The sequence below is a fragment of the Clostridium sp. D46t1_190503_E9 genome (assembly GCF_015555225.1).
Classification (GTDB): Bacteria; Bacillota; Clostridia; order Clostridiales; family Clostridiaceae; genus Clostridium.
In genome coordinates this window covers 1-21,549 of sequence record NZ_JADNKB010000003.1, presented here as the reverse complement: position 1 = coordinate 21,549, position 21,549 = coordinate 1, and the positions used below count along the sequence as shown (strand labels likewise).

General features: G+C 26.9%; 21 protein-coding genes, 1 pseudogene and 1 riboswitch. Of the genes and pseudogenes, 20 read left to right on the top strand and 2 right to left on the bottom strand.

Features of this window, described 5'->3' with window-relative positions; genetic code table 11:
• Positions 1 to 224: 224 nt before the first annotated feature.
• On the bottom strand, positions 225 to 1,889 hold the full coding sequence (locus I2E83_RS03850; protein WP_195428624.1) for a glutamine--tRNA ligase/YqeY domain fusion protein: 1,665 nt from the start codon (positions 1,887 to 1,889) through the stop codon (positions 225 to 227).
• A gap of 612 nt (positions 1,890 to 2,501) precedes the next feature.
• Here I2E83_RS03850 and I2E83_RS03845 point away from each other — a divergent pair.
• The 3 genes from I2E83_RS03845 (at position 2,502) to I2E83_RS03835 (ending at position 5,220) form a co-directional block, all read left to right on the top strand.
• On the top strand, positions 2,502 to 3,377 hold the full coding sequence (locus tag I2E83_RS03845) for a type II CAAX endopeptidase family protein (RefSeq protein WP_195428622.1): 876 nt from the start codon (positions 2,502 to 2,504) through the stop codon (positions 3,375 to 3,377).
• A 271-nt stretch (positions 3,378 to 3,648) separates the two neighbouring features.
• Positions 3,649 to 4,407, top strand: a complete 759-nt coding sequence (locus I2E83_RS03840; RefSeq protein ID WP_243249547.1) for a DeoR/GlpR family DNA-binding transcription regulator — start codon at positions 3,649 to 3,651, stop codon at positions 4,405 to 4,407.
• A gap of 27 nt (positions 4,408 to 4,434) precedes the next feature.
• Positions 4,435 to 5,220 carry an HAD family hydrolase gene (locus I2E83_RS03835; RefSeq protein WP_195262449.1) on the top strand — a complete coding sequence of 262 codons (786 nt, stop codon included), beginning with the start codon at positions 4,435 to 4,437 and terminating at the stop codon, positions 5,218 to 5,220.
• A gap of 277 nt (positions 5,221 to 5,497) precedes the next feature.
• On the opposite strand, the gene I2E83_RS03830 is transcribed toward I2E83_RS03835, so the two are convergent.
• Positions 5,498 to 7,282: an alpha-amylase family glycosyl hydrolase gene (locus I2E83_RS03830; protein WP_195428619.1), complete on the bottom strand. Its 1,785-nt coding sequence runs from the start codon at positions 7,280 to 7,282 to the stop codon at positions 5,498 to 5,500.
• Positions 7,283 to 7,578: 296 nt separating this feature from the next.
• Between I2E83_RS03830 and I2E83_RS03825 the strand changes: the two genes are divergently transcribed.
• The 17 genes and pseudogenes from I2E83_RS03825 to I2E83_RS03745 all read left to right on the top strand — a co-directional run.
• On the top strand, positions 7,579 to 8,262 hold the full coding sequence (locus tag I2E83_RS03825) for a pseudouridine synthase (protein WP_195262447.1): 684 nt from the start codon (positions 7,579 to 7,581) through the stop codon (positions 8,260 to 8,262).
• 185 nt (positions 8,263 to 8,447) lie between these two features.
• On the top strand, positions 8,448 to 8,927 hold the full coding sequence (locus I2E83_RS03820; protein ID WP_195262446.1) for a hypothetical protein: 480 nt from the start codon (positions 8,448 to 8,450) through the stop codon (positions 8,925 to 8,927).
• A gap of 156 nt (positions 8,928 to 9,083) precedes the next feature.
• Entirely contained in the window at positions 9,084 to 10,193 is a 1,110-nt protein-coding gene (gene cobT, locus I2E83_RS03815) for a nicotinate-nucleotide--dimethylbenzimidazole phosphoribosyltransferase (RefSeq protein WP_195428618.1), read from the top strand.
• Positions 10,194 to 10,307 (top strand): annotated as a pseudogene (locus I2E83_RS03810) (cob(I)yrinic acid a,c-diamide adenosyltransferase); the annotation flags it as partial.
• A 35-nt stretch (positions 10,308 to 10,342) separates the two neighbouring features.
• Positions 10,343 to 10,894, top strand: a complete 552-nt coding sequence (locus I2E83_RS03805) for a bifunctional adenosylcobinamide kinase/adenosylcobinamide-phosphate guanylyltransferase (protein WP_195428616.1) — start codon at positions 10,343 to 10,345, stop codon at positions 10,892 to 10,894.
• Complete coding sequence (locus I2E83_RS03800; RefSeq protein ID WP_195428615.1) at positions 10,891 to 11,649, top strand: adenosylcobinamide-GDP ribazoletransferase; 759 nt, start codon at positions 10,891 to 10,893, stop codon at positions 11,647 to 11,649. The genes I2E83_RS03805 and I2E83_RS03800 overlap by 4 nt, the downstream gene beginning before the upstream one ends.
• A gap of 114 nt (positions 11,650 to 11,763) precedes the next feature.
• Positions 11,764 to 12,153 carry a bifunctional adenosylcobinamide kinase/adenosylcobinamide-phosphate guanylyltransferase gene (locus tag I2E83_RS03795; protein ID WP_195262441.1) on the top strand — a complete coding sequence of 130 codons (390 nt, stop codon included), beginning with the start codon at positions 11,764 to 11,766 and terminating at the stop codon, positions 12,151 to 12,153.
• A complete protein-coding gene (locus tag I2E83_RS03790; protein WP_195428614.1) occupies positions 12,146 to 12,754 on the top strand; it encodes a histidine phosphatase family protein in 609 nt (202 codons plus the stop codon). The genes I2E83_RS03795 and I2E83_RS03790 overlap by 8 nt, the downstream gene beginning before the upstream one ends.
• A 37-nt stretch (positions 12,755 to 12,791) precedes the next feature.
• Complete coding sequence (locus I2E83_RS03785; RefSeq protein ID WP_195428613.1) at positions 12,792 to 13,736, top strand: cobalamin biosynthesis protein; 945 nt, start codon at positions 12,792 to 12,794, stop codon at positions 13,734 to 13,736.
• Positions 13,736 to 14,809 carry a threonine-phosphate decarboxylase CobD gene (gene cobD / locus I2E83_RS03780; protein WP_195428612.1) on the top strand — a complete coding sequence of 358 codons (1,074 nt, stop codon included), beginning with the start codon at positions 13,736 to 13,738 and terminating at the stop codon, positions 14,807 to 14,809. Before I2E83_RS03785 ends, cobD begins: the two co-directional genes overlap by 1 nt.
• Positions 14,810 to 14,864: 55 nt before the next feature.
• A riboswitch (cobalamin riboswitch) is annotated at positions 14,865 to 15,042 on the top strand.
• A 203-nt stretch (positions 15,043 to 15,245) separates the two neighbouring features.
• Positions 15,246 to 16,163: an ABC transporter substrate-binding protein gene (locus I2E83_RS03775; protein ID WP_195262437.1), complete on the top strand. Its 918-nt coding sequence runs from the start codon at positions 15,246 to 15,248 to the stop codon at positions 16,161 to 16,163.
• The gene (locus I2E83_RS03770) at positions 16,150 to 17,184 is read left to right on the top strand and encodes an iron ABC transporter permease (RefSeq protein WP_195262436.1); all 1,035 of its coding nucleotides are present in this window, start codon (positions 16,150 to 16,152) and stop codon (positions 17,182 to 17,184) included. Before I2E83_RS03775 ends, I2E83_RS03770 begins: the two co-directional genes overlap by 14 nt.
• A 10-nt stretch (positions 17,185 to 17,194) precedes the next feature.
• Positions 17,195 to 17,950, top strand: a complete 756-nt coding sequence (locus tag I2E83_RS03765; protein ID WP_195428611.1) for an ABC transporter ATP-binding protein — start codon at positions 17,195 to 17,197, stop codon at positions 17,948 to 17,950.
• A gap of 15 nt (positions 17,951 to 17,965) precedes the next feature.
• Positions 17,966 to 18,631, top strand: a complete 666-nt coding sequence (locus tag I2E83_RS03760; RefSeq protein ID WP_195262434.1) for a diphthine--ammonia ligase — start codon at positions 17,966 to 17,968, stop codon at positions 18,629 to 18,631.
• Positions 18,624 to 20,117, top strand: a complete 1,494-nt coding sequence (locus I2E83_RS03755; protein ID WP_195428610.1) for a cobyric acid synthase — start codon at positions 18,624 to 18,626, stop codon at positions 20,115 to 20,117. The genes I2E83_RS03760 and I2E83_RS03755 overlap by 8 nt, the downstream gene beginning before the upstream one ends.
• Before the next feature lie 438 nt (positions 20,118 to 20,555).
• Positions 20,556 to 21,263, top strand: a complete 708-nt coding sequence (locus tag I2E83_RS03750; RefSeq protein ID WP_195428608.1) for a phosphatase PAP2 family protein — start codon at positions 20,556 to 20,558, stop codon at positions 21,261 to 21,263.
• A 214-nt stretch (positions 21,264 to 21,477) separates the two neighbouring features.
• Positions 21,478 to 21,549 (top strand): rubredoxin-like domain-containing protein (locus I2E83_RS03745; protein WP_347707743.1); only part of this gene is annotated, 72 nt, incomplete at its 3' end.

The window sequence follows — 21,549 nt, the reverse complement described above, 5'->3', positions numbered from 1 at the left end:
TTATATAAGAAACAAAAATATTTTAAAGAATAAAGAATTTAAAAAGAATAAAGAATTTAAAATAGATAAAAAGTTTAAAATAGATAAAAAGTTTAAAATAGATAAAAAGTTTGAAGATATTTAAAATATAATTTATATAAAATAGAAAAAGAGTTGCGATGCAACTCTTTTAAATTAATTCAGCATAGCTGAATTATATCCATAATTTTTCACTTTTTCATTCTTTAATTATTAATTTTAAATGAACTCTTTAAAGATACTATTCTATTAAATACTAATTTATCATCAGTAGTGTACTTAGGATCTACATTAAAGAAACCATTTCGTACTAATTGGAATTTATCTTGTGGTTTTGCAATCTTAGCAGTAGTTTCTTCAATAAATCCTTGTAATACTTCTAATGAATTAGGATTTATTTGTTCTAAGAAGTGCTTACCTTCATTTTCAGGAGCATCATCTAATATTAATGGTTCATAAAGTCTAAATTCAGCAGGTTTAGCAGTTTTTGCATCTACCCAGTGAATAGTTCCTTTAACTTTTCTTCCAGTAAATCCAGAACCACTCTTAGTTTCTGGATCATAAGTGCAATGTAATTCAACTACATTTCCATTTTCATCTTTTATAACATCGTTACATTTTATAAAATAAGCACCGATTAATCTAACTTCGTTACCTGGGAATAATCTGAAATACTTTTTAACAGGTACTTCCATAAAGTCATCTTGTTCTATATATATTTCTCTTGAGAATGGAACTTCTCTTGTACCAGCATCTTCATTTTTAGCATTGTTTGGAACTGGTAGCATTTCAGTTTGACCTTCTGGATAGTTAGTAATAACAACCTTTAATGGTCTCATAACAGCCATAGCAGCATTTGCTTTAAGTTGTAAATCTTCTCTTATAAAATATTCAAGCATTTGAGAATCTACAACTGAATTAGCTTTAGAAACACCAATTGCACTACAGAAATTTCTGATAGCTTCAGGAGTATATCCCTTTCTTCTCAAACCAGATACAGTAGGCATTCTTGGGTCATCCCAACCATCAACTATATTTTCATCTACTAGTTGTTTAAGTTTTCTCTTACTCATAACAGTGTTAGTCATGTTAAGTCTAGCAAATTCTATTTGTCTTGGAGTGCTTTCCATTTCACATTCTCTTACAAACCAATCATAAAGAGGTCTGTGATCTTCGAATTCTAAAGTACAAATTGAATGAGTTATACCTTCTATTGCATCCTCAAGTGGATGAGCAAAATCATACATAGGATATATACACCAATTATCACCAGTATTATGATGAGTAGCATGTGCAATTCTATATATAATAGGATCTCTCATATTTATATTAGGAGAAGACATATCAATTTTAGCTCTTAATACTTTTTCTCCATCTTTAAATTCACCTTTTTTCATTCTTTCTAATAAATCTAGATTTTCTTCAACCGATCTATTTCTATAAGGACTTTCTTTTCCTGGTTCAGTTAAAGTTCCTCTATATTCTTTTATTTCTTCAGCTGTTAAATCACATACGTAAGCTAATCCTTTTCTTATTAAAAGTTTTGCTTTATCATACATTATATCAAAGTAGTTTGAAGCAAAGTAAATGCTATCCCAATCTCCACCAAGCCACTTAACATCTTCCTTAATAGATTCAACATATTCAGTATCTTCTTTAGTTGGATTTGTATCATCAAATCTTAGGTTGAACTTTCCGTTAAATTCTTTTGCAAGACCTGAATTTAAAACTATTGATTTAGCATGACCTATGTGTAAATATCCATTTGGTTCAGGTGGGAAACGAGTTATAATCTCATCGTGTTTTTTGCTTTCTAAATCTTCAATTATTATATTTCTTATAAAATTTGATGAATTAATTTCATTTGACATACGAATACCTCTCCTATATAAATTTATCTTTTTAATGCTTATATATTAGTTATATACTATTTTTTTACTTTTAAATCAATTTATCATATATATGTTTCAATTAATAATAAAACAATTGAGATTATAAGTGCATTAAAGAGATTATATTCTTAGTTAATTAAAATAGCAAAATTGAAACTATATATAGTATGTAATTTTTATATAAGTTACTAAAATATTAACTTATCTATATTCTATCAATTACTGATATTTTTTATTAAGAAGTTAAATTATTACTATAACTTATATATTCGTGATTTTAATAAATTTATGTATATATCTAGATAATAATATGTTAGTTTTACTTCTAATTTTAAACTAAGGATGAAAAAAAATAAAGATATAAGTATGGTAAAAATGAGTTTTTTATGAGTATTTAACCAAAAAGTTAAAGAATTTATAAAGTATATAAATAAATTTATGATAAGAGTAGTATAAATTTATAAAAATATGTTTTTTTATTTATGCAAAAATCTTATTTTCTTATATGATTATAGTTAAATGTACAAATGTAATATATAATTATATTAGGGAAAATATGGTATAAAAGTTTACTAGAAAGAGGGTATGAAAATGAAAGAAAAATTAAAAAGTTTTTTTGCAGCAGTTGGGTATTTATTTTTAACATTTGGAATTCAGTTAATAGTATCAATAGTGGGAGGGGGAATAATTGGAGTTATATATGCAATGAATAATTTAAATGAATTAAATGGATTAAATCCTGAAGAGCTAACTAATAAGATATTAGGATTAACAAATTATATTCTATTAGCATCTTCAATAATAACAGTGCTAGTATTTTTATTAATATACAAGATAAGAAAGAAGAACTTTAAGGAAGAGTTACAAATAGTTAAGACTGCTAAAGTAAATCTTATAATTGGAATTACTTTAGGTATAAGTGCGTGGTTATTCAACTCTGGTGCATTAAGTTTAGTTCAAGAAGCAGGATTATTCAAAGATAATTTTTCTATGATGGAAAATCTTCTTGCACCATTAAACCAAGGTAATATATTTATTGCTTTATTAACAGTAGGAATAATAGCACCATTTACAGAAGAATTTATGTTTAGAGGTGTTATATTTAAGACTTTAAATAAGAATATATCTATTTTATGGACAATAATTATACAAGCATTATTCTTTGGTATTTTCCACGGAAATTTAATTCAAGGGACATACGCTACACTATTAGGTTTGGTATTTGGTTATATAACATACAAAACAAAATCATTATGGCCATCTATAATTATGCATATGATTAATAATAGTATAGCTACTTTATCACCATATATCTTAAAAAATGTTCCAGATTTAACAAGTATTCTTATAGGCTTTGTAGTATTTGGAGCTATAGGGTTAATAACATCACTTTACTTTGTTAAAAAGAAAAATATTAGCTATGAAGATGTAACAATTAATTTTAATGATTATAGAGATTTAAATTAGTATCTAGTAGGAGTTATTTTTTAAATAGCTCCTTTTATAATTTTCTTTCTTAAGTTTTTAAGTGACTATGTATGTGGTATTGACTTGGAGAGAAGTCATATAGTAAGCAAATATATATATGTCCACTTTTCTTTATAAACTATAAATCCAATTTATTATCCTTGAATAATAATAATAAATGTTATAAAATGATATTAAAAGATAATGAGTGATAACAAACGATAATAAGTGAGATTAGTTTTGTAGGGTAAAGGAGGGGATTTGTTTGTTTATGGAAGAAAGGCTAGAAGATATATTAGAAATGCTTAAGAGAGATGGTAAAGTAAGAGTAAGAGACTTAAGTGAAAAATTTAATGTTTCTGAAGGTATGATTCGTAAAGATTTAAGTAAGCTAGAACAATGTGGTAATATCAAAAGAACATATGGCGGGGCAATTTTAGAAAGAAAAATAATTCATAATGACAATACAACTTCAAGAATAATAAGCAATATTAATGAAAAAGAAAAAATTGCAAGTTTAGTTATGGATGAAATTGAAGAAAATGATGTAATATTTATGGATATTTCAAGTACTAATTATACTGTTGCAACAATGATGGCAGGATTTAAAAAGAATATAACATTAATAACAAATATGAATAGAATTGCAATGGCTTTTGATTCAATACCTAATATAGACATAATCCAAATAGGAGGTATGTATAATAAAAAAATAGGTGGAACTGCTGGAGCATTTACTTCAAATGAAATTAAAAAATTTAAAATTGATAAAGCTTTTATTGGAGCTGGTGGAATTAATATAGAAGATAATTTTGTCAGCAATTTTAACCTAGATGAAGTTAGTACAAAAGAATCAATTATTAAAATGAGTAAAAAGAAATATTTAATTACTATTAATGACAAGTTTTATAATGATGGATCATATAAGTTTTGTGAATTAGGAGATATTGATTATATAATTACAGATAAGAAACCAGAAGAAAATATAGTTGATGGCTTAACAAAATATAATGTTAAAGTGATATATTAAATATAATAATTAGGAGTGATCAAGCATATGATAAAATTTATAGCATCAGATATGGATGGAACATTGCTAAATGGGAATAATGAAATAAACAAGGAGTTTTTTGATATTTTTCATAAGCTTGTTGAAAAGGACATAATATTTGCAGCTGCAAGTGGAAGACAATATTATAACTTATTAAAAAGATTTGAAAAAATAAAAGATAATATGATGTTTATAGCCGAGAATGGAACATTTGTAGTATATAAAGGTGAAGAAATTTTAGTTAATTCTTTAGATAAAAATGTTGCAATAGAGCTTATTAAAATAGGTAGAACTATAGAAAATGCTCATGTTATAGTATGTGGTAAAAAATCGGCTTATATAGAAAGTAATGAAGAGAGATTAGTAAAAGAAACAAAGAAATATTATGAGAGATATGAAATAATTGATGATTTAACTAAAGTTGAAGATGATATATTAAAAGTAACAATATGTGATTTTTCTGGTTCTGAATTTAATAGTAATAATTACTATAATGAATATAAAGACAAGCTTCAAGTGACAGTATCAGGAGAAATTTGGCTTGATATAACTGCTAAAGGTGTTAATAAAGGAGTTGCAATAAATAAAATTCAAGATATGCTAGAGATAGATCATAAAGAAACAATGGTATTTGGAGATTATCTTAATGATTTAGAAATGATGGGTAGCGCTTATTATAGCTTTGCAATGGAAAATGCACATGATGATTTAAAGAAGGTATCAAGATTTATTGCAAAAAGTAATAATGATAATGGAGTAGTAGAAGCAATAAAAGAAGTTGTAGGTGTATAAAATTTATACAGGGTTTGTATCAAAATAAATTTTTATATTAGCTAGTAAAAATGTAAGTTCTAATTAGAGCTTACATTTTTGCATGTATGTAAATAATAGACAAAATCTCTATTTAAGTTTAAAAACGCCTTTAAGTAAGTAAAATCAATGGTTTAAAGGGATCTCACGTTTCGTGAGACCCTTTATAAAAATAAGAAATTAACTTTTAAAGGTAATAAATCTTACTTAAAATTGAATAAATTTTATATTAAATAGATTTCTGAGACTACGATACTTTTTACTTTACTTCTTCTAATAATACAATACCATTACTATTAGCTTTGACAGCAACTTTACCATCCTTAACTGTATATTTCTTTCCAGTATAAAAATCTCTTATAGATGTGGAGTTTTCCCATATAGATGATACATCTATAGTAGCTTCATTAGAAACGCCAGTTGCAACAACAACTTTATCATTAAAATCATTTTTATTATAAATTCTACTAAAAGCATAAGGAGAAGTTTGGATTTCTTTATGTTCTCCTGCACCTATTGAAATATGGTTTGACCTAAACTTACCAAGTTTTTGCCAGTGAGATAACACATCCTTATCTATACTATCCCAATTCATATCTGATCTTGAAGGTTGATCTTTAGCGGTAGTTATAGTATTAGTTGAAGGTTTACGATTTGATTCATCACCATAATAAATTTCTATACCACCAGGAGAAAAAATAAGCTTTGTCCCTAAATTAATCATATTTCCTCTAGTTAATCCAGTATCATGTGAGGATATATAACTTAAGACATTAAATGAAGAGTCAGAATTTATTTTATTAGCATATTCAGAATAAATTTCCTCTAATGAATCTATACTATCACCTTTTGGAAATTTAAAGTTTATTATTGAATCAAAGCCATTATTATAGTATTCATTTTTATCAAGACCTTGTCCGAAAACTTCACCTGTCATCCAAAAATCATCTGTCCATTTAGCACCAGGTTTATTAGGATTTTTTTCTCTCCAAATTGTTAGAGCTTTATTTGATTCTTCCTTTAATTCTTGCCATCTGTACATATCTATATGTTTAGCAGTATCACATCTAAAGCCATCTATTCCAAATTCCTCTACCCAAGCTGATAGCCATTTTATTATATACTCTGAAGGCGCTATATTTAAGTTTTCTCTATATTTTTCAGCAGCTGGAATTATCCATTTATCATTTTTTTCTGTGGCATCTTTTCCCCACTTTACTTTAAGTATTGGAGGAATATCTACAGGATTTGTAGATTCTGTTTTTATATCGGGTAACCCAGAAAGATTCATTGTTATATCATTTGAACCACCAGGAGTGTATCCAGGTATACCAGCTCTTATCCAATCAGGTCCCCACCATTTGGACCACTCCTCTTTATGACCAGAATAATCAACTATGGTTTTATTATAAGTATCAAAGTTTTCATTTTCATTAGGAATCCAATTAGAAATATCAACTGTATCATTTTTTATTGGATAAAAATCATAGTCAGACATATCTTTTAAAGTAGAAAATCCAGTATGATTCATTACAACATCTAAAACAATTCTTATTCCCTTTGAATGAGCTAAGTCAACAAATTCTCTCATTTCTTGAGCAGTCCCCATATTCTTATCTATTGAAGTCCAATCCAAAGCATAGTAGCCGTGATAACCATAATGAGCAAAGGAACCGTTTGAGTCTCCAGATATAAATCCATGTATTTGTTCTACTGGAGATGTAAGCCAAATTGCATTGATTCCTAAATCATCAAAATATCCTTCCTTCAATTTTTTAGTTAAACCCTTAATATCTCCACCATGAAAAGTTCCAACGGTTGATCCTTTAGAATCTACACTAACTCTTCCGTATGAATTATTATTAGATTTATCACCATCATAAAACCTATCAGTCATTACAAAATAAAGACTAACATTATCCCATGAGAATGGTTTGTTTTCAAGTTTATTATTATTTTTTGTCAATAGATTAAAGGAAACTATTATAGCAGTTAAAGCTAAAATTATTGATATAGATAAATAAAATATTTTTTTCTTCTTCATTTTACCCCTCCTAGAAGTTTCATAAGTTGAATTTAACACAGTTCATTTATGACAACAATTACAAATGTTGAGTATTAGATATATTTGTACGGGAGTACAAAAATATAAATTCAATTTTGTAGTATTTTCGAATTAAACTTAATGATATGTATTAACTTTCCGATTTTCATATAATATCTCCAATTTAATACATATCTAGTTAGCGTAGCCTTTATATTTGCAAAATATAAATATGGATTATTAATTGAAACAAATATATAATATAGAAATAAGAAGCAGAAAGGATAATTTGTACATTGAGGATAAATAAGCTACTAAGTAACTATGGATATTGCTCAAGAAAAGAAGTAAGTAGATGGATTGAAGATAAAAGAATAATTGTTAATGGAAAACTATGTGAACAAGGTCAATGGGTTGAGGAAAATGATGAGATATTATTAGACGGTGAAAAGGTAAAGCCAAAGGAAAAGGTATATATAGCATTAAATAAGCCACCAGGAATAGTTTGTACCTCTGCAAGAGAAATAGATAATAATATAATTGACTTTTTAAATTATAAGGATTATGTTTTTCCAGTTGGAAGATTAGATAAGGACTCTCAGGGGCTAATCTTAATGACAAACGATGGAGAGTTAGCAAATAAAATATTATCTTCAGAAAGTTATCATGAAAAAGAATATATTGTAACTTTAGATAAAGATTTTGATGATAGCTTCATTGAAGGCATGTCTAAAGGTGTTGAGATATTAGGGACTGTTACTAGACCATGTAAATTAAGAAGAATAGATAGAAATGTGTTTAGTATTATTTTAACTCAAGGATTGAATAGACAAATAAGAAGAATGAGCAAAGTTTTTGGATATAATGTTACCAAGTTAGAGCGAATAAGAATAATGAATATTGCGCTAGATGATATAGGGATAGGGCAATGGAAACTTATAGATAAGAAAATTATAAATAAGATTATAGAAGAAGTTTAATGTAATATTTAATTAATTTTAAAAAATATTTCCAAAATGGGACTATGGTCCTATTTTTTTTATGACTATTTTTGAAGAAAATAGGACTTTTAAATTAAATAAAAAAGTATAAGAATATAAGTAGATAATATTATTCAATACAAAGCATTTGCTATAACTATATTTTAAATTAAAGGAGGCTTAATATGGATTGTATTGGAATAGATGAAATTCTATCAACTACAGTGTTGTATGAAGGTTTTTTTAATTATAATGAATTTTTTAAAATATCGAAAGAGAGTATAAATAAGATTTTATATATAGCTAATAAGTATAAAAGTCATTGTAGTGATTTGGACTTAAATAAAAATGAAGTATATTTAAAAAGTATTGGAGATTCATTTTCAAGAGAATTTATATATAAGTTTAATGAGTATATTTCAATTGATAAAATAAAATATTCTTCACAAGGAAGAGAGCTTATGTATTATGAGGTTTATGAAATAATAGATTTTGAAAATGAAATTGATAAATTAATACTATTTGGTTCATATACAGGAAATAATGAGGATTTTATAGAAATATTTTTAAATGGCGTTAGTTTAAAGAATATAAAAATAAAGCTTGCAAATAAAACTAATATTTGGCCAAACTCTTCAGAAATTATTTTTGAAAAACATATATAAGATTTATACTATTAGAGGCTATTAAAGATGAATTCACAGATTAAATATATTTAACTGTGGATTTTTTTGTTTTATAAAGAAATATGCCTTTATTGACTTTTAGATAAATTTTAATATATTATAACAAAAAAAGAAGTAGATTAAGGGGGAAGGGCAGTGGGTCACAGAGAAGTAGTTGAGGAAGTAATAAGAAATATTGAAGAAATAGATTATAAGGTTAAAGATGAAGCAAGGGGAAGAGTAGATTCTTTAGCAAAGCCTTTAGGAAGTTTAGGTAAACTTGAGGAGATTGCTATTCAACTGGCTGGTATAACAGGAAAAATAAAAAATAGAATAGATAAAAAATGCATAATAATTTTTTCGTCAGATAATGGAGTTGTGGAAGAGGGAGTTGCATCTGCCCCTAAATATGTTACTTTAGCACAAACTATCAATTTTTCAAAAGGACTAACAGGTGTTGCTGTTCTTGCAAAAGAAAATAAAACTGATTTATTAGTAGTCGATATTGGTGTTGATTGTGAGGGAGATATACCAGGGGCAATAAGTAGAAAAATTAGAAGAGGGACCAATAACATAGCTAAAGAAGAGGCAATGACTTATGAAGAGTGTATTGAAGGTATTTACATAGGGATTGATATGGTTAAAGAAGCTAAGCAAAAGGGATATGACATAGTTGGTGTTGGAGAAATGGGAATAGGTAATACAACTACTAGTAGTGCTGTTTTGGCAGCTTTAATAAACTGTGAAATTGAAGATGTTGTAGGAAAAGGTGCAGGTTTAACAGATGATGCTTTTGAAAAGAAGAAGAAAGTAGTAAAGCAGGCTATAGAGGTAAATAAGCCAAATTTTAATGATCCAATTGATGTTGTAGCTAAAGTTGGTGGATTTGATTTAGCTGGAATGGTAGGAGTTTTTTTAGGAGCTTCATATTATAAAATACCAGTTGTAATAGATGGCTTTATATCAGCTGTTGCAGCCTTAGTAGCTACTAAGCTAAATAAAGATGTTAAAGATTATCTTATATCATCTCATTGCTCAAAGGAAATTGGATACAATATTGCAATGGGTAATATAGGATTAGAACCTATGCTTAATTTAGATATGCGACTTGGAGAAGGCAGTGGGTGCCCAATAGCTTTTTCCATAGTTCAATATTCATGTGCTATGATGAATAATATGGCAACCTTTAGTGAAGCTGAAATAGATCCAAGTTATTTAGAAAAAGTTAAAAATAAAAAAAATTATATTGTAGATAGGAGAAATTAAATGAATTTAGGATTTATTCATATGTATTGTGGAAGTGGAAAAACAACTGCCGCAATGGGAGTAGGAGTAAAGGACGCCGGTAGAGGAAATAAGGCATTGCTTACTAAATTTATAGATAAAAAAGTTCTAGTAAGGATTGGAATAGAAAAATGATTATATTAATAGTTGGCGGATCAAAAAGTGGAAAGTCAATGCTTGGGCAGCATCTATCGAAAAAATTAGAAGATAAAGATTGTGATTTATACTACATTGCTACAATGGAGCCTTACGATAAAGAGGATATAAAAAGAATTAATAATCATTTAATGGAAAGGGATGGCTGGGGTTTTAAAACAATTGAGCAAAGTAGGAATATAGAAGAAGTAGCAGCAAAAGTAAAAAAAGGAGATACACTTCTATTAGATAGTGTTACATCAATAGTTACTAATGAAATGTTTATTGAAGAGCAAGTTATAATGGATGTGAGTGGGAAAATATTTGATGGAATAAGAAATTTATCTAGTAAAGATATAAACTTAGTCATAGTAACAGATTATTTGTTTAGTGATTCTATAGTATATGATGATTTTACAGAAGCTTTTAGAAGAGAGATGGGAAAAATAAATATAAGTTTAGCTAAAATTTCAGATGTTGTTATAGAGTGTTGTTATAATAATAAGATAATTCATAAAGGAAGAAAATATATAGGTGATTTAATATGATTAAATTAATAAATGCTTTTATAATGGCTTTAAGTATGTTTACAATATTACCTATGCCTTATAAGAAGTGGGATGATAATGGAGTAAAGCATATGATGAAGCTTTATCCATTAGTAGGACTTGTTGTAGGATTAATACATTATACTATCTATAAAATTGTTAGCATTTTTAATATATCTACCATTTTAACAGCAGCAATTACTATGATAACTCCATTTATTATAACGGGGATGTTACATTTAGATGGTTATATGGACGTATGTGATGCTTTATTATCAAGAAGAGATCAAAAGGAAAAAGTAAGGATATTAAAAGATCCTAATACAGGAGCCTTTGCAGTAATATCATTAGCAATTTTATTTATAATTGATTTTTCAGCTATTTACACATTAGTAGATAAAAAAGAAAACATAATTGGATTAATTATTATACCTATTATTTCAAGAAGTTTAATGGGACTTATGTTATTAAAAAAGGAATCAATGAAAGAAAGTTCACTTGGATCATACTTTAAAAAAGGAACAGGAAAAATTGATATACTTGTTTTATATTTATTTTTACTTATAACAAGTTTAAGCTTCATATATTTTATTGGCGCTAAGGGGCTGATAGTTTCATTAGCTATGATAATTTCAGCAATAATTTCAGTGAATAAGAGTTCGAAGGAATTGGGTGGTATGTCAGGAGACAGTGCTGGGTATGGCCTTGTGATCTCAGAGTTAATAGGAATACTATGTTTAGCAATAATAATATAAAAATGCGAACATTTTTATAATTGATAATGCACAATGGACAATAATTATCCATTATCAATTGTCTATTATCAATTTGAGTTGCTTCGCAATTTATTACGGAGGGTGTGTTTAATTTTGATTCTTGTATTTGGTGGAGCTTATAGTGGAAAGTTAAGCTTTGTTAAAGAGAAGTTTAATATTTCTGATGAAGAGGTATTAAATTTAAATAATATAGATAATTTAGAAATAGATTTTTCAAAAAAGGTAATAAATAAATTTCATAAGTTTACTTATAAGATGTCTTTAGAAAATAAAGATCCATTAAAATATATTTTAGAAAATGAAAGTTTATTTAAAGATAAGATAATTATTAGTGATGATATATGTGAAGGGATAGTTCCATTAAAGAAAGAAGATAGAATATGGCGAGAAAGCACAGGAAGATGTCTTCAGTACTTAAGTAATAATTCTAAAGAAGTATATAGAGTTTTCTGTGGAATTCCAATGGTGATTAAAAATGAGTAGTATGGAAGTTTATTTATTTAGGCATGGTAAGACTATTTGTAATGAAAAAAGATTATATTGTGGTAAAACTGATATAAGTTTAAGTGATAGAGGAATAGAAGAGTTAAATTATTTGAAATCTAGAATTAACTATCCTAAGTGTGATAAATATTTTACTAGTGGTGCAGCTAGGGCTAATGAAACTTTTAATATTATTTATAAGGATGAAGCTTATGAAGAATTATCAGGATTTTTTGAATATGATTTTGGAGACTTTGAAATGAAATCATATGAAGATTTGAAAGAGGATAAGCTCTATATAAATTGGATAATGGATGAAATTGGAGAGGTAAGATGTCCAAATGGTGAAAGTAAAAATCAATATAAAAACCGTATTAAAGAAGAGTTTATTAGTTTTATAAAATATATAAAGAAAAACAACTATAAATCAGTTTTGTTAATTTCACATGGCGGAACAATAGGAAGTATATTAGAATGCTTTTATGATGATAGTAAAAATTTTTATAGCTGGCAACCTAAATGTGGAGAAGGATATAAGCTTAAAATAGAATTTCAGGAGCAAAACTTTACAATAAAAGAAGTTTTAAAAATAAAGAGTTAAAAATAGATAAAAGTAAAATTATCAAAGAGGTAATAAGATGACACAACTAACTATAGGATATATTTTGGATTTAATAATAGGAGATCCTCAAAACCCCATTCATCCAATAAGATTAATAGGTAATACTTGTAGATTTTTAGAAAATATATTTAGAAAACTATGCAAAAATACTTTAAAGATAGCTGGATTACTAACATGGATATTTAGTATTTTAATAGTGTACTTTGTTAATGTCTATATAATTAAAATTAGTTTTAATATTAATTATATTTTAGGGATTATTATAAGCGGTGTAATAGTATATTTTTGTATCTCAACAAAAGCTTTAAAAGTAGAAGGATTGAAGGTAGTATCATATATCTTAAAAAACGATATAGAAGGAGCAAGAAATCAACTTTCATATATTGTTGGTAGAGATACTAAAGAGTTAGATAAAGAAGCAATTTTACGAGCAGTAGTTGAGACAATTGCAGAAAATATGTCTGATGGTATAGTAGCGCCTATATTTTATGCAGGAGTTTTAGGTGCTCCATTTGCAATGGTATATAAAGCAGTTAATACAATGGATTCAATGTTTGGATATAAAAATGAAAAATATAAAGATTTTGGATTTTTTCCAGCAAAGTTAGATGATTTATTTAATTATATACCAGCTAGGTTAAGTGGTATTCTCATAGTAATTGCATCTTGTATATTAAAATTAAATTATAAAAATAGTTTTAAAATTTACATAAGAGATAAGAGTAATCATAGTAGTCCAAATAGCGCACATCCAGAAGCTGCAGTTGCAGGGGCCCTAGGGCTTAAGTTAGGCGGAGCAAATTATTATTTTGGAAAGTTAGTAAAAAAGCCAACTATAGGAGATGAAATTAAAAAAATAGAGGTTTTAGATGTTTATAAAACTAATAATATTTTATATTTAGTATCATTTCTTAGTTATTTAGTAGCAATGCTTTTATCTTTGATTGGAGGGCTTTTATAATGAGCAAAGTAGTTCATGGTGGAAATATAGATGAATTATCAAGAAAATATAATTTAAATAAGGAAAAACTTATAGATTTTTCAGCAAATATAAACCCTATTGGAATAAATAAAAATGTTAAGATGGAGATGATGAAAGCTATAGATAAGATTGAAAGGTATCCAGATATAACATATTATGATTTAAAATCATCAATAAGCAAGTTTGAAAGTATAGAAATTGAAGATTTAGTATTAGGAAATGGGGCAGCTGAAGTTATATTTAATTTAGTTAGAGCTTTAAATCCTAGAAAGGTTCTTATTCCAGCACCAACATTTGGAGAATACGAAGAAGCAGTTTTAAGTGTTAAAGGTAGAATAGAATATTATTATTTAAGAGAAAATAATAAATGGAATATAGACGAAGATATATTAAATTACATTACTGAAGATATAGACATGGTTTTTATATGCAATCCAAATAATCCAACAGGAAATTTAACAAATAAAGATATAATATTAGAGATTGCAAAGAAAGCTTTGAAAACTAATACAATAGTAGTTATAGATGAATCCTTTTTAGATTTCGTTAAAGATAGTAAAAACTATACAATAGTAGAGTCATTAAATGAATACAAAAATATATTTATCTTGAAGTCTATGACCAAATTTTTTGCTATACCTGGAATTAGAATAGGATATGGGATATCAAAAAATCAAGATATTATGAAAAAGATAAATGATATATCTGTTCCATGGAATGTTAATGTTATTGCTGAAAGGGCAGCTATAGTTGCTTTAGAAGAAAAAGAATATATGGAAGATACAATAAAATACATAGAAGAGGAAAAAAACTTTTTATTTAATGAGCTAAGTAAAATAGAACAAATAAATATATTTAGACCTACGGTAAATTTTATAATGTTTAAGACTACAGAGCTTATAGATTTAAAGGAAAAAATGTTAAGTAAAAATATAATTATTAGAAGTTGTAGTAACTATAAAGGGTTAGATAAAAATTATTTTAGGATTGCAGTTAGAACTAGAGAGGAAAATGAAAAGTTCATAAGTACTTTAAAAGAGATAATAAAATAGCATATTTTAATTGACATATTATATCATTAATAATATAATTCTATTTGAAATTTAGACTATATTAGCTATATAAGGTGCTTTTAAAGCTTAATAGGGAATCAGGTGCAATGCCTGAGCTACCCCAGTAACCGTGAAATGGACGAAATCTATTAACACCACTGCAAAATGCGCGGGAAGGTTAGAAAGTAGGATGAAGTAAAGCCGGGAGACCTGCCTTTTATAGACGGACTGTTATCTTCTGAGGGTGAGATAATAGGAATACTATCATAGTTTTAAGTTGTTTTTAATAGATAATACAAGCTATTTCTATTTTCAATAACTTAAGATTATTAAATATGTATTTTAGACATACTCTTAGTATGTCTTTTTATTTTATAGAAAAATAAAAATTAATTTCTATAAAATGAGCCCTAATAAAAATTAGGAGGAGATTATTATGAAAAAGAGAAGTAAAATTCTTTCATTAGTTTTTGCAATGTTATTTTCTTTAGCATTATTTGCGGGCTGTTCAGAAACTACAAAAACTATGACAGACAGAGAGGGAAATGAATTCACTCTACCAAAGAAAATAGAAAAAATTATATCCACTGCACCATCTAATACAGAAGTATTGGTGGAGTTAGGACTGGCAGATAAATTGGTCGCAGTAGATAATTATTCAGTAGATGTAGAAGGAATAAATCAAGATCTACCTAAGATAGATTTTAGAAATCCAGATGCAGAAACTATAATAGCATTAGAGCCAGATATAATAATTGCATCAGGACATAATAAAGCAGGAGATAATGATTCATTCCAATTAGTTAAAGATGCTGGAATTCCAGTTGTTTATATTCCAAGTAGTTTTAGCATGGATGGAATATATGGAGATATAGAGTTTATAGCTGAAATAACTAAAACTCAAAATAAAGGTAAAGAAATTGTTGATAACATGAAAAAGGAAGTTGAGGCTATAAAAGCTATTGGAGATAAAATAACAGATAAGAAGAAAGTATATTTTGAAGTAGGATCAGGTGCTCAATTAAGTAGTTTTGGTCAAGATACTTTTTTAAATGAAATGATTGAAATAATTGGAGCAGAAAACATATTTGCTAATGAAAAATCATGGATATCACCAGCACCAGAATCAATAATTTCAGCTAATCCAGATGTTATATTAACAAATATGCCAGATATAAATGGAGTAAAAGCTGTTGATGATATAAAGAGCCGTGATGGATGGGATAGTATAACAGCTATAAGGGAAGGTCAAGTTTATGGGATAGATACAAACGAATCATCAAGACCGTCTCAAAATGTTATAAAAGCTTTGAAAGAAATGGCTAAGGCTATTTATCCAAATGAATATAAGTAAAGATAAAAAAAGTAAAACATTGATGATACTATCAATACCGATAGTTATATTAATAATTTGTATTGGAACTTCCATTGGAAGTTCCAATATTAGTATTATGGATATTATTTCGATAATACTTCATAAAATATTTAATACAAATTTACTAGAAGGTATTGAATCAAAGGATGTTGCAATAATTTGGAGTATTAGATTGCCAAGAGTACTATTAGCATTTACTGTTGGAGGAGCACTTGCAGCAAGTGGGGCTGTAGTACAATCGGTTTTAAAAAATCCATTAGCATCACCTTATACTTTAGGGGTATCATCAGGAGCATCTTTAGGAGTAGGATTGTTAATAGTTTCAGGAATATCTATCCCTTTCCTTGGAAACTTTTCACTACCTCTAGTGGGGTTTATAAGTAGTTTATTAACAATGATAATAGTATTACTATTTGCAAGTAAAGTAGATAAGGAATTATCAAATAGTACAATTATATTATCGGGAATGGTTTTTTCTTTATTCTTTAATGCTGCACTAACAACTATAACGGCTTTATTTACTGATAAGATAGAATCTATAACAATGTGGCAAATGGGATCATTTTCTATGAGAGGATGGAGCTATCTTAAAGCAGGAATTCCATTTTTTCTAATTGGAATAATTGGAGTAATGGTATTTTCTAAAGAAATGGATGTATTAACATTTGGAGAAGAACAAGCAAAAGCTATTGGTGTTGAAGCTGAAAAAGTTAAGAAGTATCTTTTTTTATTTGTGGCAGTATTAACAGGAGCAGCAGTATCAATAAGTGGAACTATAGGATTTGTGGACTTAATTGCTCCGCATATAGTGAGAAAGATATTTGGATCAAAGCATTCATATGTTATTCCTATGTCAATTGTATTTGGGGGATGTCTTATGGTGGTTACTGATTTAATCTCAAGAACTATAATAGTGCCATCAGAACTTCCAGTAGGTGCAGTAACAGCTATAATAGGAGCTCCATTTTTTGCTTATTTATACTTTAAAAAATCAAAGTAGGTGATTTAATATGCTAGAAGTTAAAAATGTTTGTTGTGGCTATAATGGAATAGACATTGTAAAACAAGTTAGTTTTAACATAAATAGGGGAGAAAACTTATGTATAGTTGGTCCTAATGGATGTGGCAAGAGTACTTTGTTAAAAGCTATATCTAATTTGATTTCTTTTAATGGAGAAATTAAGCTAGATGGAAAAAATATAAATACTTTAAAAAGAAAAGAACTTGCAACTAAGATTGCATTAATGACACAAAGTTCGAACATACAATTTCCTTATACTATTTATGAAACAGTGGCATTAGGAAGATATGCCCATTTAAATAGTATTTTTTCAAGATTAACTAAAAAAGATGAAGTAATTATAAATGAAAGCTTAAAGATGGTTGGAATATTAGATATAAAAGATAAACTTATAAGTGAGTTATCTGGAGGACAGCTTCAAAGAGTATTTTTAGCAAGAGCTTTTGCGCAAGACCCAGAAGTTATACTTTTAGATGAGCCAACAAATCATTTAGATTTAAGATATCAAATTGAAATATTAGATTATCTTAAAAACTGGGCTAAAGAAAAAAATAAGATTGTTATAGCTGTATTGCATGATTTAAATTTAGTTCAAAATTATGGAGATAGAGTATTGATGCTTAATGATGGAGTCATAAAAGGGAATGGAAATACAAAAGAAGTATTAAATAGTAATGATTTAGAAGAAGTTTATGGAATAGATATAAAAACTTTTATGGTAAGAACATTAGAAAAGTGGAAGTAGAAAGGAGTAATTTAAATGAAGAAAGAGTTTGTTATGTCATATAGTTGCGGAAAAGACAGCACATTATCTTTATACAGAATGATAAAGAATGGACATAAGCCAGTTGCCTTACTTATCACTATTGATAAAAAGGTTTTAAGATCCTGGTTTCATGGAGTAACAAATGATTTATTAAATGAGGTATCTCAATCTTTAGGTATTCCTCTTTTATTAGTGAAATGTGAGGGAGAAGAATATTCAGAAGCTTTTAAAAAAGCATTACATAAAGCTAAAAATGAATTAGGGGCAGAAGCTTGTGTTTTTGGAGATATAGATTTAGAAGAACATAGAACATGGTGTACAGATAGATGTAATGAAGCAGGAATAGAAGCTATATTTCCACTTTGGCTTGAAGATAGAGAAAAGTTAACCTATGAATTTATAGATACTGGATTTAAAACAGTTATAAAAAATGTTAGGTTAGATGCATTATCAACTGACTTTTTAGGAAAAGAACTAACGCATAAAGTAGTTGAAAATATAATTAAAACAGGTTCAGATGCATGTGGAGAAAATGGTGAGTATCATACTTTTGTGTTTGATGGACCAATATTTAAATATCCAATTAAATTTAAAGAAAATGGTATAATTACTAATGAAACTCATGGATTTTTAGATATAGTAGGTGTTATTAATGAGTAAAAGTATTATGTTGCTTGGAACAGCATCATCAGTAGGTAAAAGTACAATTGCAACAGCACTTTGTAGATATTTTAAAAATAAAGGTTTAAAGGTAGCTCCATTTAAGGCATTAAATATTTCTTTAAATTCATATGTAACAGAAGAAGGTCTTGAAATGGGAAGGGCACAGGTCGTTCAAGCTGAGGCTTGTGAAATAAAACCAAAAGCTTGGATGAATCCAATTCTTTTAAAGCCAAGTGGAAATATTAAAACACAAGTTATAGTAAACGGGAAAGTAAAATGTGATATGGATTCATATAAATATAAAGATTTAAATGTAGAATTAAAAGATATAATTAAAGAGACTTTTAATAATTCATCTAAAAGTTATGATTTAATAATTCTTGAAGGTTCAGGAAGTTGCGCAGAAATAAATTTAAAAGATACTGATATAGCAAATATGTTTATGGCGAAGATAAGTGACTCACCTGTCATATTAATTGCTGATATTGATAGGGGCGGGGTATTTGCATCAGTAGTAGGAACTATAATGCTTTTAGATGAAGATGAAAGAAAGAGAATTAAAGGTGTAATAATAAATAAATTTAGAGGAAATGTAGAATATTTTAAGTCTGCAATGAAGCAGCTAGAAGATATTATAAAAATACCTGTACTTGGAGCCATGCCTTATTTTGATTTAGATATAGAAGATGAAGATAGTGTAACAGAAAGAATAAAAAATAAAGATAATAATAGTGGAAAGTTAGATATTGCGGTAGTAAGACTACCTTATATGTCAAACTTTACAGATTTTAATTCATTAGGAAGATTAAATCAAGTATCGCTAAGATATGTAGAAAGTGCAAAGGATATTGGGAACCCTGATCTTTTAATAATACCAGGTAGTAAAAACACAATAGAAGATTTAAGAGCCATAAAGAAAAATGGAATATTTAATAAGATCATAGAACTTGAAAAAAGTGGAACTTTGATTTTAGGGATTTGTGGAGGATACCAAATGCTTGGTAACATTATTGAAGATGATTTAGGAGTAGAAGGATATATAACATCAGAAACTGGATTTGGATTTTTAGATATATGTACTAGATTTAATAAAACTAAAATAACAAAACAATCTGAAGGAAAGGTAGTTTTAGATAAAATTAGTCTTATTAAAGATATAAAAGTATTTGGATACGAAATTCATAATGGCATTAGTAATGTAAATAAAAATGCGATTCCATTCATTAAGCTAAATAATGGAGAAATAGCAGGTGTTACAAATAAAGATTCTACAGTTTTTGGAACCTATCTTCATGGTATATTTGATAACGGAGAATTTCTAAATTATTTTATAAAGTATTTATTAGAATTAAATAACATGGAAGATATCATTGAAGATACAACAAGTTATGATGAATATAAACTAAAGCAGTTCGATGAGCTTTCTAAAATTTTAGAGAATAATATAGATATGAAAATGGTAGAAAAAATAATAAATATATAATGTATATTTAAAGGTATTACTCTCGTATAATTAAAAATCATATAATTAAAAATCGATCATTAAATTAAAGAGATGTTTGTTACATCATCTTTTTTTAAAGAATATCTAAAGGAAACCTTATAAAATTCTTAAACTTCCTTACTTAAATGCACAATATAATTTAAATATTGTAAAATAGTTAGTAAGGAATAAATTTATATAATTTATAGTAATAATAGTATATTTATTATAAAAAACAATTGATAATATTTAAGAAAAATAGTTTTTTAATTATATAAAGATCCAAATAGTATATATAATTTCAATTTAACGTTTTTAATAAATAAATTAAGTAACTATTTAATATTATATTATTTTGTGTTATGTAGATAATTAATTGAAGAATATATATAATAACATATTTTATATAAACTATGTTTTATAGGGGTGTGATTAAAAGTGAGGGATGCATTAAAAAGGTTTATATTAAAATACAAGTTAAATGAATTAAGGTGGCTAGATTTAGCATGGCTTGCTTTATTTCCAATAATAAATATAAACTATGTCATTGCAGGGTCAATAGCAGAAAAAGGAAAAGACCTTAGTTTGTTTTTAGATAAAGAAATTCCGTTTGTAGCTATGTTTATTTTTCCATATATATATTGGTATGTTTATATTTTTATAGGATTAATATTTATTTTATTAAAAGATCGTAGAAAATATATAAGGGCTCTTTTAGCAGTGTATGTGGGAATGTTTGTATGCTATTTTATTTATTATTTATTTCCTGTAGAAATAGTAAGACCAACAGTTGTTAACAATAATTTACCTAATAAGCTTGTTAATATTATTTATCAAAATGATAGACCATTTAACTGTTTTCCATCTATACATGTATTAAACACTTATATAGTTATGAGATACACAAATAGAAAAGAAAACAAATCATGGTTTTACTATACTATAATAGTTGGTATTATGATAATTTTATCTACTCTATTTATAAAACAACACTTTATATTAGATGGAATAGCGGCTATGATATTAGGAGAAATAGCAATATTAATTTCTAAGAAAATAGAAGACAAGCATATAGATAATATTTTATTATTACCGTATAAATTAATCGATAGAATAAAAGGTAAAAATGATATTCCTATAAACTAATTTTTTTGAAGTTTACTTTTAAAATAAATAAGAATGAGGATTTTTTATTATAAACTCTCATTCTTATTTTTTTTATTATTAGCTATAAATAATTTTAAAATAAATTATAAAAAACTATTTACAACTAATAATAATTATTATATAATAAAAACATCAATTAAGTTATACATAATCAAGTATATAAATAATGTGGAATTTAGGAGGAGTTTAAATTATGAAGAAATTTGTTTGTACAGTATGTGGATACGTTCATGAAGGAGATGCAGCACCAGAAGTATGTCCAGTA

What these genes read in the sequence shown, in the direction of transcription:
- I2E83_RS03820 (WP_195262446.1), top strand. Translation starts at nt 8,448, where the DNA reads ATGGATTGTATTGGAATAGATGAAATTCTATCAACTACAGTGTTGTAT.
- I2E83_RS03850 (WP_195428624.1), bottom strand. Translation starts at nt 1,889, where the DNA reads ATGTCAAATGAAATTAATTCATCAAATTTTATAAGAAATATAATAATT.
- I2E83_RS03785 (WP_195428613.1), top strand. Translation starts at nt 12,792, where the DNA reads ATGACACAACTAACTATAGGATATATTTTGGATTTAATAATAGGAGAT.
- cobD (WP_195428612.1), top strand. Translation starts at nt 13,736, where the DNA reads ATGAGCAAAGTAGTTCATGGTGGAAATATAGATGAATTATCAAGAAAA.
- I2E83_RS03840 (WP_243249547.1), top strand. Translation starts at nt 3,649, where the DNA reads ATGGAAGAAAGGCTAGAAGATATATTAGAAATGCTTAAGAGAGATGGT.
- I2E83_RS03760 (WP_195262434.1), top strand. Translation starts at nt 17,966, where the DNA reads ATGAAGAAAGAGTTTGTTATGTCATATAGTTGCGGAAAAGACAGCACA.
- I2E83_RS03775 (WP_195262437.1), top strand. Translation starts at nt 15,246, where the DNA reads ATGAAAAAGAGAAGTAAAATTCTTTCATTAGTTTTTGCAATGTTATTT.
- I2E83_RS03790 (WP_195428614.1), top strand. Translation starts at nt 12,146, where the DNA reads ATGAGTAGTATGGAAGTTTATTTATTTAGGCATGGTAAGACTATTTGT.
- I2E83_RS03800 (WP_195428615.1), top strand. Translation starts at nt 10,891, where the DNA reads ATGATTAAATTAATAAATGCTTTTATAATGGCTTTAAGTATGTTTACA.
- I2E83_RS03765 (WP_195428611.1), top strand. Translation starts at nt 17,195, where the DNA reads ATGCTAGAAGTTAAAAATGTTTGTTGTGGCTATAATGGAATAGACATT.
- I2E83_RS03770 (WP_195262436.1), top strand. Translation starts at nt 16,150, where the DNA reads ATGAATATAAGTAAAGATAAAAAAAGTAAAACATTGATGATACTATCA.
- I2E83_RS03805 (WP_195428616.1), top strand. Translation starts at nt 10,343, where the DNA reads ATGATTATATTAATAGTTGGCGGATCAAAAAGTGGAAAGTCAATGCTT.
- I2E83_RS03845 (WP_195428622.1), top strand. Translation starts at nt 2,502, where the DNA reads ATGAAAGAAAAATTAAAAAGTTTTTTTGCAGCAGTTGGGTATTTATTT.
- I2E83_RS03755 (WP_195428610.1), top strand. Translation starts at nt 18,624, where the DNA reads ATGAGTAAAAGTATTATGTTGCTTGGAACAGCATCATCAGTAGGTAAA.
- I2E83_RS03830 (WP_195428619.1), bottom strand. Translation starts at nt 7,282, where the DNA reads ATGAAGAAGAAAAAAATATTTTATTTATCTATATCAATAATTTTAGCT.
- I2E83_RS03835 (WP_195262449.1), top strand. Translation starts at nt 4,435, where the DNA reads ATGATAAAATTTATAGCATCAGATATGGATGGAACATTGCTAAATGGG.